Genomic DNA, 12,820 nt, shown 5'->3' on the forward strand with positions numbered 1-12,820 from the left:
GTTTAGAAGGACAGGCGTTCGCCGGTCGGCGCGACTGGCACCGCATCCTCCAGCGCCACGTCGCCATCGCCCTCCCGCCGATTGGCACGGATCGAGGCAAGCAGCGCCATGCCGATAAAGGCCGCGCCGATCAGGCCGGTAACAGTTTCGGGCACTTCGACCCGGACCGAGATCAGCATGATCGCGGCCAAAGCGATGATGGCGTAGAAAGCGCCGTGTTCCAGGTAGCGATATTCGGTGAGCGTGCCCTTATCGACCAGCATCACCGTCATCGACCGGACGAACATGGCACCGATGCCCAGCCCGAGTGCGATGATGAACAGGTTGTTCGATAACGCGAACGCACCGATCACCCCATCGAACGAGAAGCTGGCGTCCAGCACTTCGAGATAGAGGAACGCCGCCAGCCCCGACTTTGCGACCGCAACCGTGGCGGCGGCATTGCCCGAGACCGCGTCCTCCTCGTCTTCCTTCTCGAGGATCGTACCGATCGCCTGCACCGCGATATAGGCGAGCAGCCCGAAGATGCCCGCGGTCAGGAAGGTCATGGCTTCCGTCGCCGGAATGACGCGCGAGATGCCGTACAAAGCAAGCAGCACGATCGCGATCGCCAAGCCGGCAATCCGGGACAGGCCGGCGAAAGGCCGCTCGATCAGGCCGATCCAGTGCGAATCCTTTTCCTCGTCGAGAAAGAAGGTCAGCCCGACCATCGCTAGGAACGCACCACCGAAACCCGAGATGCCGACATGCGCGCCGGTGATGATCCGTTCATAGGCGACGGGATCTGTCGCCGCGAGAACCACCGCATCGATCGGCCCCAGCCGTGCCGCAATCGCCACAATGACCAGCGGGAACAGGATGCGCATCCCGAACACCGCGATGATGATGCCCCAGGTCAGGAAGCGGCGCTGCCAGACCGGCGTCATGTCGCGCAATACGGTGGCGTTGACCACCGCATTGTCGAACGACAGCGAAACCTCCAGCACCCCGAGCACCAGCACGATCCACAAGATGCCGAGCGTGCCCGCGATATCGTGCGTCAGCGTCCAGCCGATCCATGCCCCGATGGCCAGACAGATCGCCGAAAAGGCGAACGATCCCTTGAAGTATTTGAACATTTTTCCCCCGTATGCCGGCGAACGTGATCGGACAGCCTTAATCCTTGCTCCCCGTAACCCAGCGCAGGCCCCAGCCAAAGCGCTCGTCGAGAACCTGCTGGTCGCGAACATATTGGACGATCCGCGTCGCTTTCAGCCGACCGCCATCATTCTCGATCAGGACGATGCCACACAGGCGGCGGTCATTGCGCCCCTCGGTCATGCGGACTTCGATCGGCGGCTGGTCCGGCATGGTGACCGTCACCACGCCATCGGTCTGCTGCCAATTGGGAACACCGTCATAGATATTGGCGAAGACAACGAGGCGACGCAGGTCCGACCAATGGGCACCATTGATGCGCATCGTTTCTCCCTGCGAGATATCGCCCGTGCGGTCGTCCCCCGACAGGGCGATATAGGGAGGCTGATCGAACCCACCGAATGCCCGTCCCAGCGCCTGCACCACGCCCTTGCGCCCGTTGGTCAGTTCGAACAGGCACCCCAGATCCAGATCGATCGCGGTGCTGCCACCGAAAAACGCCTTGCGACCGCGCGACCAATTGAGGTTGACGACGATCTCGCCGAAATGATTGCCCTTCTTCTCCAGGCTGACCGTCTGCCCCGGCTTGTCGAGCGTGACCTTGCTCAGACGGACAGGCGGTGCGGGCGGCGGTGGCGGAGGCGCCGGCGGCGGAGCGGCGTCCTCGGCCACCTCGATACCGAAGGAGCGCGCCAAGGGCGCCAGACCGCCATTGAACCCCTGCCCCGAGGCGCGAAACTTCCACTGCCCGCCCCGGCGATAGAGTTCGCCAAGCACCATCGCCGCCTCCGTCGCGCCAGCCAGCATCGGCCGATAGCGGATCGTGTCGCCGCCGCCCGCCGGGGTCACGGAGATTTCGGCATCGGCGAGCAGCGCCAACGTCTGCCCCTTGGCCTGCGCCTCGTGGATCGTCACGCAGAAGACGATGCGCTCCAGCTCGACGGGCAATTGCGCCAGATCGACGGTGAAGCCGCCGCGCGGCCCGGTACGATCCCCGAAGCGCACCGCACCGGCGGCGCCATCAGGCTGGTTGTAGAACACCATGTCCGCATCACCGCGAACCTTACCGCTGGCGGTCAGCAAATAAGCAGACGCATCCGCCTCGACATCGCGCCCCGATGGTATCGCCCACGAAAAGCCGACAGACATCTGGCTGCCGGTGACAGGCGTGTTGCCGCCCTGTTGAAGATCGGTCATGCCCCGCAATTCCCCGCCTGGACGATGGTTCAGAGAACAGCGTTGATCGCGGAACTCATGTCGTGGAACGTGCGCCCTGTCGTCTTCTCGCCCAGCGCCTTCATGTCCCAGCCATGGCCGTTGCGGGTCAGCTTGGCCATCACCTGCCCGGTGTGGCTGCCCTCCCCCGTCAGGTCGTAACGCGCCATCTCGCGTCCCGTGGTCAGGTCGACCAACCGGCAATAGGCATTGGCGATCCGCTCGAAGCTGTCACCTTGGAAGCTGTTGACCGTGAAGACCAAGGTCTGAACCGAGGATGGAACGCGCGACAGATCGACATTGATCGTCTCGTCATCGCCGTCGCCAGCACCGGTCCGATTATCGCCACTATGGACGATGCTGCCGTCCTTGCTCGACAATTGGCGGAACCAGACCTCGTCGACCATGCGGCGGTTGCCATCGAACAGCAGGCACGAGGCATCGAGATCGATGTCGCCGCCACCGCCGCCGAACAGACCGAACAGCCCCTTACCCTTGCGGACGTCCCAGCCCAGCCCCATCGCAACCTTGGTCAGGCCGCCACCATCGGACTTCGCGAGCGAAACGGTCTGTCCCTTTTGCAAGCTAACCATATACGATCGTTGCCCCCGTTAGATATCCCGATGGTGGCGCGAACAGTGACACAAGGTCAAGGTCGCAGCCGCCCGAATTTTTTCATCCATTTTGGTCAGTGCAAAAAAGATGACCGATACCCCTTCATCTTTCTATGCTTGGCATGTGAAGGTGGGATGACATCGAGCAAAGGCGACGTGGGTTTATGATCCAGCGGGATCGCTTGACGGCACTGATCGAATATGTCGAGGCAACCGAACGAGATCGATTGCGCACGGTCAGCGACATGGCGGACTATCGCGCTTTTCGGCGATCGGGTGAGGATATCATCCTTCTTCCCGGCGTCTTGGTCAACGTGCGCGACGGCGACGATCATCGCTGGTTGAGCGTCGACCGCCTCGTCCGCCGCCCGCCACCGGTGCCAAGCGACCCAGAATTGCGGCGCTGGATCGACCTGCGCGACGATGTAACGCAGGCGCCAAGTCTACGCCGCGAACTGCCTCGAGAAATGCTCGACGACGCACTACGCGACCGGATCGAAACGCCCAGCCTGGCACTGATCGGTCACCCTGAAGCCGCGCGATTGAACGCGACACTGGAGGGCTATAAACGCGAAATCTGGTCCGCCTGGGCGCTGGATGGAGCGGCCCCGCCGCCAAGCGATCGACCTCTACAACAGCCTGTTCGCGCTTCGCCAGACGCTGGACGGCGGGTCGGAGCAGCCGGTCGAACTGGTATGGGGCATCGGCGTCGCGCGCTGGACCCAGCCGTTCGGGCGGCTGCACCACCCGCTGCTGACTGTCCCCGTCGAACTGACGCTCGACGAGGTCACGCACCGCATTGACATTCGCCCGCGTAGCGAAGCCCCACCGGGGATCGAGACCGCCCCGCTCGACGCGCTCGACGCGCTCGACGCGCCTTCGGTCGACGAGTGGCAGGCCGGCACGCAGCGCTATCTCGACGCAATGGAGGGCGAAGGCCTGACGCCTTTCGATGCTGAAAGCTTTGCACCACCGCTACGCCGCGCGGTCGCGCTGCTCGATCCCGACGGGCATTATCTGCCCGATCTGGGCGAACGCCACCCACCAACCGGAGAGACCCTGCAGGTCGATGGCGGCTGGATCCTGATCGAACGTACGCGGCAAGCGACGCAGTTGATGGACGACCTGCGTCGGTACAGGGCCGCCCTCAGCACGATCGACGATCCAGAAGCCCTGCCACCTGCCGTCCGTGTCCTGTTACAACCACCCGCTGACAGCGCGACGACGGAGGCCTATCCCAGCTATCGCGGCGTCTCGACGGTGCCGGGCGTCACATCCTCGGACGGATCGGGCCATGATCTGTTCATCCCTATGCCGTTCAATCGCGAACAGGTGGAAGTGATCCAACGCCTTGCTACTCGGCCAGGGGTGGTCGTGCAGGGGCCGCCGGGCACCGGCAAAACCCACACCATCGCCAATATCATCAGTCACTATCTGGCGCTCGGCAAACGGGTCCTCGTTACTTCGCAAAAGGCACCCGCGCTGAAGGTGCTGCGCGACAAGCTCCCCGCCGCCGTTCGCCCGCTTGCTGTCAGCCTTCTCGACAGCGATCGCGACGGACTGAAGCAATTCCAGGAATCCGTCGACATCATCGCCGACCGGCTGCACCGCACCCGCCCGACCGAGGCGGCGCAGCAGATCGCGGTGCTCGATGCCCGGATCGAGGCGATCCATCGTCAGCTCGCCACCACCGACCGACAGGAGGAGGATATCGGTCGACAGGCCATGACCGGCGCGACCATCAACGGTGCCGCGATCGAACCCGCCGATGCCGCACGACGGGTGATTGGGGCGGGAGAGCTGGCGGATTGGCTGCCCGATGCGATCGACGTCATCGCCTCGCACGAACCCGAGTTTGACGATGCCGCGATCATCCGGCTACGCGCGGCACGCAAGGAAGCGGGCGAACGGATCGCGCTGCTCGACCAGCCACCGCCGCCCGGTGACCTGCCCGATGCGGCGGCGATCGGCGCGATACACCATGATCTGGTCGAAGCGCGAGCGCTGGGTGAACAGATATCCGGCGATCAGGCGCTCGGACGACAGATCGGCGCCGAAGCCGTCGCCACCTTGCGCACGCAGGCCGATGAACCAGCTGGCCGACCGCCATCTGGGCGGCCAGGTCGCCGATTACCGATCGGCCCTCCGCGAGAAAATATCGCTGTATGATCTAGGCCGGATCGACATTCATCATAGCCATATCATGGCGGCGGCGAAGTGTACGAAGCCGGTGAAGTGGATGATGCGGCGGTCATAGCGGGTCGCGAAACGGCGGAAATGCTCGAGGCGTCCGAAGCATCGCTCGATCTGGTTTCGATGCTTGTAGATGCCGGGATCATGCGGGATGGCGATCTTGCGGCTGCGCTTTGACGGGATCACTACCTCGGCGTCCATGGCCGCGATCTGTTCGCGCAAGTCGTCGCTGTCATAGGCTTTGTCGGCGAGTACCGCTTTGGCGCGCCGGCCATCGAGCAGAGCGGGTGCCGAGCCGATGTCGCTGGCCTCCCCCGGCGTGACGAGCAAGCGCAGGGGCCGACCGAGGGTGTCGGCAAGCATAGGGATCCTGGTCGTCAGTCCGCCTCGGGAACGCCCCAGCGCCTGATCCTTGGCCCCCCTTTTCCGGTCGCTGCCTGGCTGTGCGCGCGGACGATAGTGCTGTCGATCATGAGGTACTGATTGTCGTGGTCGGCCGCCAGCGCCTCGAACGCCCGCTCCCAGACGCCCGCATGGCACCAGCGGCTGAAACGGCGATGCACCGTCTTCCACTTGCCATAACGCTCGGGCAGGCCGCACCAATGCGCACCCGAGCGCAGCACCCACGAACACCCATCTACAAACAAGCGGTTGTCTCCACCTGTCCGTCCCGGATCAGCCACCTTGCCCGGCAACAACGACGCGATCCGCTGCCACTGCGCCTCGCTCAACTCGTACCGCTTGATCCCCATCGCTTGCTCCGCGCCTCGACACGGACGCCTATGAACCAGCATTCAGCAGCTTTGGGAATCTTGAATGTCGATCGGCCCCAGGATCAGTACCGGGGCATCGGCCAGGAAGGCGCGCGCGATCGCGACCCGCTGACGCTCCCCCCCCCCTCCAGTTTCACACCGCGCTCGCCGACTGGCGTGCGATAGCCTTACCGCCACTCACCGCGTCGATCATGGTGCCGGCGTAGAGCGGCACGAACACCTCGGTCAGGGTCGCGAGCAGCATCGCCGCCGCACATCCGGCCGTCAGCCTTGGCATCCGCCCCCACAGCCGCAAGGTGAACGCCAGGACCCGACGCACCACGGAGGCGCGCGGAAGCCGATCCTCGGCATCATATTCGTCTTCGATCATGGACATATACCCACGCGTCGGCGCGCGGTCCTTCCATCAGCGATGGTCGGTGTCGGCGTCGCGTACGACCGAAAGCGTCAGTGGCGGAGAAGGCCACCGGAAAGGGGTGCTCCACGGGTGGGCATGATCTGATCGGTCATCGTCGCCCTCCTTCCCGTGAATCGCTGGGCAGTGCAGCCATAGCTGATCGAGATTATAGAATCCATGAGGGACGGAAATTTTGCCGCCATCTCGCGTGCCATTCCGAACAGCTCATACGGGACGTCCGAAATGGCTGGAATGAGCGAGCATGGCTTTGCGGACGCACTCCCACCATGTGGAGCCCAATAAAAAGGGTTCGCGCAGATTTGCGACGACAATGGGTTCACAAGGAATTGGCTGAAGTTTCGGCATCACGACCATGTTTGATCGACACCAGCGCCAAACACCCGCCCCGATTGGGACCCATTATGTGAACATGCCGGGAGTCAGGCTGGCAAGGCTCGCCGCCAGTTCTGCGTTCCGGAAGGGCTTGCACAACCGGGGCAGGTCCGGCGCGATCCCTTCCAGTTCCGCGTAGCCGGAAACGACGAGCACCGGCAGCGCCGGATGCATCGTCCGCGCGGTTCGCGCCAGCTCCGCGCCGGTCAGACCCGGCATCAGGTGATCGGTGACGAGGATATCGGGTTGGACGCCGCCCTCCAACAGGCTCAGCGCCGCCTTGCCCGATGCGGCCTCCACCACCTCGAAGCCAAGCCCGGACAGCATATGGGCGGTGCTGATGCGGACCAGTTCCTCATCGTCGACAAGCAGGGCCACCCCACGCCCTGCGCCGCTTGGCGATACCAGGAGCATGGCATCCTGATCGCTCGGCAGAGTCGCGCTGATGGGAAGCCACAGGTCGATCGAGGTTCCGAGGCCGGGTTCGCTGTCGATCGTGAGACCGCCGCCGAGTTGGGCCGCCAGACCATGGACCATCGACAGGCCAAGCCCCGTGCCCTTGCCGATGCCCTTGGTGGAGAAGAAGGGCTCGACGGCGCGCCGCCGCACCTCGGCGTCCATGCCGGTCCCGGTGTCGCGAACGCTGAGGCGGACATAATGGCCGCGGCCGGGCGCACCATCGCAGCCGCCCTCCTGCACGCTGGCGCGGGTGGCCGTGATGGTGAACCGCCCTCCCCGAGGCATGGCGTCGCGGGCGTTGACCGCCAGATTGAGCAACGCCATCTCAAGCTGGTTGGCATCGGCCTTGACGGGCGGCAGGTCGGGGAGATCGAGCTGGATTTCGATCGACGCCCCCAATGTCACGCCGATCAGGCCCGACATTCCTTCGATGAGCCGCGATACGTCGACCGCCGTCGGCTGGAGGGGCTGTCGACGGGCGAAGGCGAGCAACCGCTGCACGAGCGTCTTGGCGCGTTCCGCCGACTGCAATGCGCCGTCGATGAGGCGCCGCTCGCGCTCGCTGCCGACACCCTTGCGCACCAGCATGTCGAGCGAGCCGATGATGGGCGTCAGCAGATTGTTGAAGTCATGCGCCACACCGCCGGTCAGGCTGCCCATCGCCTCCAGCTTCTGGCTCTGGCGCAGCGCTTCCTGCGTCTCCTGCAACTGCGCCTGATCGCGCAACCGCTGGGTCACGTCGGTGACGAACTGATAGGTGCCGATCGGTTTTCCGGCATCGTCGCGAAGCGTACGGAACTTGATCTCGTAATAGGGACGAACGCGTTCCGGATCGCCGAACTCCTCGACGAACGTCACCTCCTCGCCGGATAGGCCTCGTGCCCATCCGGCCCGGACCTGGGCCTGTTCCAGCGGTCGGTCGGCGAGAAGATCGAGCATATTGTCGCCGACGCCCGGACGCACGCCGTAAATGCGCTCGAACTCATCGGCATTGGCCTTGTTGATCGCGGTGATGACATAGTCGAGGTCGACGGCCATGATCATGACATCGGTGATCTCGAACAGCGTCGCGAACACATTACGCTCCGCCATTTGCCCGGCCACCCGCGCTTCGAGCGTCTCGTTCAGCTCGCGGAGGTTATCCTCGGCCCGCGCGCGTTCGATGGCGACCTTGACCCGTTCGCCGACCTCCCGGAACAATCCCTCTTCCGAGCACGACCAGCGACGAGGCGTCGCGCTTTGCAGGGCGAGCAGGCTGACCCAATGCCCTTCCTCATAAAGGACCACATCAAGATAGGCCCCGACCTGCCTCGCCGCCAATCCGGCCCGCGCCTGGTCATTGAAGCGTGGATCGATGCCGACATCGTCCGTCTTCACCACCCGATGAGCGCGATAGGCATTGAGCAGGTCGGGTCCGAACGCCGCGAGATCATGTTCCCCCGCGATCGAATCCACGCCGTTGGTGAAATCGCGCTCGACCCGCATCACGGTGCCGAAATATTCGGCATAGAAGACGCGGCTCAACCCGAACCGCTCGCCCAGCCGCTGTACGGCGGCGGAGGCGATATCCGTCGGGGTCTTGAGCGATCGCAGTTCGTCCGATAGCGCCAGGAGGAAAGCCTGCCGCGCCTCGCTTTCCCGGAGCGCGGCCTGGGACAGGATGCGCTCGATCGCGTCCGCCGCTTGACGGGCGAGGACGTCGAACAGCTTCAGGGCGCGGGCGGATGGCGTATGCGGCTGCGCCCAATAGGTCGCCAACAGGCCGAGAGCCTTGCCGGAACGCGACAGGAGGGGCGTGATCTGCACGGCACGAACACCCGCCAAGCGATAGGCTATGAGATCATCGCCGGGGACCGCTACCGCGTCCTGTTCGACATCATGGACCGTGACCCGCCGCCCGGTCGCCAGCGCGGTGCCGCAGGTGCCGATGGAGGGTGCGGTTGGCGTCTGCCAATGGGAGGCGGCGTCCCCATCAAAACCGGAATGGGCGAGGAGTTGCAGACGCTCGCCCCTGTTCAGCATGTGGATGCTGGCCATCTCGGAACCGACCAGATCCGCGGCGGCGTGGACGATGGCCTCGTAAATCGCCTGGGGTGCCTCGTCGCCGACCAGCAGCGTGCTGAGTTCCTGCAACCGTTCCATGGCCGCGACCTGCGCCGCCAGCGCCGCTTCGCTCTCGCTCATGCCGCCACCCGCGCCAGCATGGGTTTCCAGCGGTTCACTGGGGCTGCGAGCAAGATAAGCATCCATGATTCCGGTCCCTTCGATGCACCTGCCGAAACGGAGGCCGGGATGGATGCGTCTTAGTCCCAAAGCGGAAGGACGTCATCGGCTAAAGCATGCCAGACGCAGCCATGGCCGCCGACCACGCCGCCCCCATCTAAACGCCGTCATTGGCGTGCCGGACGATGCCCCAAACCGTTGCACCGCTGGAACGAGATAGCGAAGCCCTTGTTATGCCCGGACAAGGGAGGATGTATGACCGCCAATTCGCGCCTTAGGGCTTTGACCCGGATCGGCTTCGCGACGCGCGGCCTGCTGTACATCGTCATCGCCATGCTCATCCTTCGCACCGGCCGGGCGGAAGATCCGAGTGGAGCGATCGAATATCTTGGTCGAGGCGGAGGCCGGGTGCTGCTCCTCGTGATCGCCGCCGGACTGATGGGGTACGGCATATGGCGCCTGGCCGATGCCGCCCTCGACATCGAGCGTCATGGCTCAGATCGCAAAGGCGTGATGGAACGGGTGGGCGCGGGTGTCAGCGGCGGCATCCATCTGCTGCTCGCATCCAAGTCGATCCAGCTGATGCGCGGTGCGGCCCTGTCCGGGGACAGCACCCAGGACAGCGCACGGACCGCCATGCAGTTGCCGGGCGGCTGGGCGCTGGTCCTGCTCGGCGCGGCGATCCTGGCCGTGCTTGGTGTGGTCCAGCTCTTGAAGGCCGCGAAGGGCTCCTTTCTCCGCTACCTTGCGCCATCGGTCGCGAAACAGGCCTGGGTCCAGTGGAGCGGGCGGGCGGGCTATGCGGCGCGCGGTATCGTGTTCCTCATCAGCGGCTACCTTCTCGCATGCGCCGGGATCGAGGAACAGGCGAGCGAGGCGGGCGGGATGGCGCGCGTGCTGGCATGGCTGACCAGCCCGTTCGACATCATCATCGGCGTCGGGTTGCTGGCATTCGGCCTCTTCAGCCTCGTCGAGGCCCGTTACCGCCAACTTCATGACGTGCCGGTCGACGATGCGATCCTGCGGGCGACCAGCTGGCGCTAGATAGACGGGGACCGTGGGACCGCGCGCGCGGCCTGCCGCACCCGGCACCAGGTCTCATATTCGCCCAATGCATCGGCAAGCGCGCGGTGCGCAGGATCGGTGCTCCTCGCCGCATTGGCGGCCGAGACCAGGGCGTGAACCTCCGCATCCAGCCGAACGCCGGGAATCACGGCCTGAAGGATATCCGTCGCCGTGGATCGCAAGGCCTCGTCCGTGTCGCACAGCCGCAGGGCGTGACGCGGCAGCCCGGCCCCGCGCAGAAGCACGCTCAGCCATTTGCCATCCCAGGACGGTGCGCTGGCGAAGAGTTCATGATCGCTCAACGCTTCGATCATCCGGGCCGCCACGACCTCGTGCGGCTGCCCCTCTTCCTCGAGCATCGCGCGGCTGAGGCCATGGATCGCTTCCGCTTCCGGGCTCCAATCCGTCCACCCGGGGGCCGGTCTGATCAAATGGCTTTCCGTCCGCCCATCCTGGAACACCCAGGCCACTTCCACCGGGTAGCTTTGACCGGACAGCGACGACGCTTCGAAATCGAGGAAGACTTTCATCCGATCCATCTCCTCCCGGACCATCGCATCCGCCGAGCGATAATCGCACGAACCAGTCATAGGGCGGGTCCCGCACCGGCCCCAAAAAGCGAAAGGCCGCTCCATGGCGGAGCGGCCTTTCCATTGTCGACCGAGGCCGGCAATCGTTCAGATCCGGCCATGCTCCAGCGAAGCCGCCATGATCGTTTTCGTTGCCGCAATCGGCATATGACAATGAGACATCCGATCACCTCCTTTCCGTTGTTGACGATGGATGGAAAATGGCCCCGCATCGGACGATTTCAATGCCTTGCGATGTCGTTTTGTCGCGAGGGCCGTCAATTGCATGCATCCTAGCGGAGCGCGCGGACGTTAGCGACACGGACGAATTCAGGGGTTCCGGTAATGCTCGCAAATCTCAGCCAAGCCATTTTCGCCTCTGCCATGCTGTCCGCCGCCGTCACGGCATGCCTGGCGGTCTGGTCCCGTCACGCCATGTGACGGCCCTACCGGCCATGCTCGGCGACGCGATCGTGGGATTACAAGAGCGTCAGTTCGGCTCCTCGGCATCCATTTCACGATCGACCGTGTCCATGAAGTCGCGCGCGGCGTTGCGGTCGTCCTCGTCCTCGAAGGTCGCAGTGACGTCCGGCGCGACACCAAGCATATAGGCCAGGCACCACAAGCCGAAACGCCGGCCATCGTCCCGCTCCAACCCGATCTGCACCTGCAGCCGCTCGATGCCCGAGGCGAGTTGGTCGGGAGAGAGGTCGCCAAGCTCGGTCGTGCCGAAAAAGCCGGTCAGTAAATAGTCAAAGTCCATGACCGCTCATAGTATGCCCCACGGCTTGCGCCCAGCCCGGAAGCACCACGCGCCAAAGGCCAAACGCGATGCCCGGTCGGATCCTCATCCGGTAAACGACGGACGCACTGGGAAAGCGAAGCCGCCGGACGTCTGCTATTGCATGGCAAGCGAATCCAAGGTGCTGTTGACCCGTTCGCGCAAGACTGGCTCTCGCGTGATCTCCAGCATCGCGGTCAGGCTGGCGCGTGCGGCCGCCACGTCGTCATCGGCAAGCTCCAGTCGGGCGCGTTCCCACCAGGGATGCGGATAGTCGGGCGCGATCGACGTCATTCGACTGTAGAGCGACAGCGCCCGTCGGCCGCGACCGGCCTTCTCCGCGCGGGTCGCCTGGTTGAGCAGCAGCCGAACGAGGATCGCCCGGTTCGGCATGGCCGCCACGTGCCGCACCGCCGCCGAGACGCCGCCTTTTGCCGAGGCGAGCAGCGCGGCGATCTGTTCGACACCAACGCGCACGCCTCCACGGAACGGGTCGATGATCACGGGAGCGGCCTCCTGTCCGACCATGACGAGCACATGCCCCGGCAGGTTGAGGATGTCGGCAGCCCAGCCGATGCGTCGAGCGGCGGCGACGTACAGGATCGACAGGCTGATCGGCAGGCCGCGCAGGCGGTCGATCACGCGGATCAGGTCGGCATTGTCGGGATCGTCATAAGTTTCCGCGTCCCCCACGAAGCCGAACTCCTCCGCCAACACCTGCGCGAGGCAGGCGGCGCGGGCCGCAGCGTCCGTCACTCCGGTACCCACCTCGTCTAGGCGCGACGCGATATCGGAAAGCACGTCCTCATAGGGGCTGATGTCGGTTCCGTCGTGATCGAGCCACGCCAGCGTCAGCGCAGCCTCGTCAAGGACGATGTCGCCATCGTCGACCAGTCCTAAATCTTCGATATCATTCATGGAGTCCGAAATGGTGTTCGCCCGGCTCCTTGCAAAGGTGTCCATTCCCGAGCCCAGCGGATCGCAGCGAGGAAGGCGGTGCT

General features: G+C 64.6%; 12 protein-coding genes. 2 read left to right on the plus strand and 10 right to left on the minus strand.

What is annotated here, in order from left to right:
- Positions 1 to 2: 2 nt before the first annotated feature.
- The 3 genes from BRX43_RS07250 to BRX43_RS07260 are packed head-to-tail and all read right to left on the minus strand — an operon-like array spanning position 3 to position 2,945.
- Positions 3 to 1,118, minus strand: a complete 1,116-nt coding sequence (locus BRX43_RS07250; protein ID WP_125994196.1) for a DUF475 domain-containing protein — start codon at positions 1,116 to 1,118, stop codon at positions 3 to 5.
- Between the two features lie 37 nt (positions 1,119 to 1,155).
- Positions 1,156 to 2,334: a TerD family protein gene (locus tag BRX43_RS07255; protein WP_125994197.1), complete on the minus strand. Its 1,179-nt coding sequence runs from the start codon at positions 2,332 to 2,334 to the stop codon at positions 1,156 to 1,158.
- A gap of 29 nt (positions 2,335 to 2,363) precedes the next feature.
- Positions 2,364 to 2,945, minus strand: a complete 582-nt coding sequence (locus tag BRX43_RS07260) for a TerD family protein (RefSeq protein WP_125994198.1) — start codon at positions 2,943 to 2,945, stop codon at positions 2,364 to 2,366.
- Between the two features lie 618 nt (positions 2,946 to 3,563).
- On the opposite strand from BRX43_RS07260, the gene BRX43_RS07265 reads away from it, so the two are divergent.
- On the plus strand, positions 3,564 to 5,135 hold the full coding sequence (locus BRX43_RS07265; protein WP_241214832.1) for an AAA family ATPase: 1,572 nt from the start codon (positions 3,564 to 3,566) through the stop codon (positions 5,133 to 5,135).
- Between the two features lie 21 nt (positions 5,136 to 5,156).
- Here the strand turns inward: BRX43_RS07265 and BRX43_RS07270 are convergent.
- From BRX43_RS07270 to BRX43_RS07285, 3 genes are all read right to left on the minus strand, one after another.
- Positions 5,157 to 5,905 (minus strand): IS5 family transposase gene (locus BRX43_RS07270; RefSeq protein WP_125994273.1). Its coding sequence is split into 2 segments (ribosomal slippage): positions 5,157 to 5,569 and positions 5,569 to 5,905, totalling 750 coding nucleotides; the frame shifts between segments, so codons are not numbered across the junction.
- Between the two features lie 160 nt (positions 5,906 to 6,065).
- On the minus strand, positions 6,066 to 6,308 hold the full coding sequence (locus BRX43_RS07280; protein ID WP_125994199.1) for a hypothetical protein: 243 nt from the start codon (positions 6,306 to 6,308) through the stop codon (positions 6,066 to 6,068).
- Positions 6,309 to 6,749: 441 nt separating this feature from the next.
- Entirely contained in the window at positions 6,750 to 9,431 is a 2,682-nt protein-coding gene (locus BRX43_RS07285; protein ID WP_125994200.1) for a GAF domain-containing protein, read from the minus strand.
- 255 nt (positions 9,432 to 9,686) lie between these two features.
- Here BRX43_RS07285 and BRX43_RS07290 point away from each other — a divergent pair, with 255 nt between their 5' ends.
- The gene (locus BRX43_RS07290; protein WP_164523554.1) at positions 9,687 to 10,448 is read left to right on the plus strand and encodes a DUF1206 domain-containing protein; all 762 of its coding nucleotides are present in this window, start codon (positions 9,687 to 9,689) and stop codon (positions 10,446 to 10,448) included.
- On the opposite strand, the gene BRX43_RS07295 is transcribed toward BRX43_RS07290, so the two are convergent.
- The 4 genes from BRX43_RS07295 to BRX43_RS07310 form a co-directional block, all read right to left on the minus strand.
- Positions 10,445 to 10,999, minus strand: coding sequence for a transcriptional regulator (locus BRX43_RS07295; RefSeq protein WP_125994202.1), 555 nt, complete (start codon positions 10,997 to 10,999; stop codon positions 10,445 to 10,447). The two genes, BRX43_RS07290 and BRX43_RS07295, sit on opposite strands and share 4 nt — an antisense overlap.
- 147 nt (positions 11,000 to 11,146) lie before the next feature.
- A complete protein-coding gene (locus tag BRX43_RS07300; protein ID WP_125994203.1) occupies positions 11,147 to 11,326 on the minus strand; it encodes a hypothetical protein in 180 nt (59 codons plus the stop codon).
- Positions 11,327 to 11,528: 202 nt separating this feature from the next.
- Positions 11,529 to 11,801: a hypothetical protein gene (locus BRX43_RS07305; protein WP_125994204.1), complete on the minus strand. Its 273-nt coding sequence runs from the start codon at positions 11,799 to 11,801 to the stop codon at positions 11,529 to 11,531.
- Between the two features lie 135 nt (positions 11,802 to 11,936).
- Complete coding sequence (locus BRX43_RS07310; protein ID WP_346962853.1) at positions 11,937 to 12,782, minus strand: transglutaminase-like domain-containing protein; 846 nt, start codon at positions 12,780 to 12,782, stop codon at positions 11,937 to 11,939.
- Positions 12,783 to 12,820: the final 38 nt, after the last annotated feature.

Source organism: Sphingomonas sp. S-NIH.Pt15_0812, from assembly GCF_003951315.1.
Lineage (GTDB): Bacteria > Pseudomonadota > Alphaproteobacteria > Sphingomonadales > Sphingomonadaceae > Sphingomonas.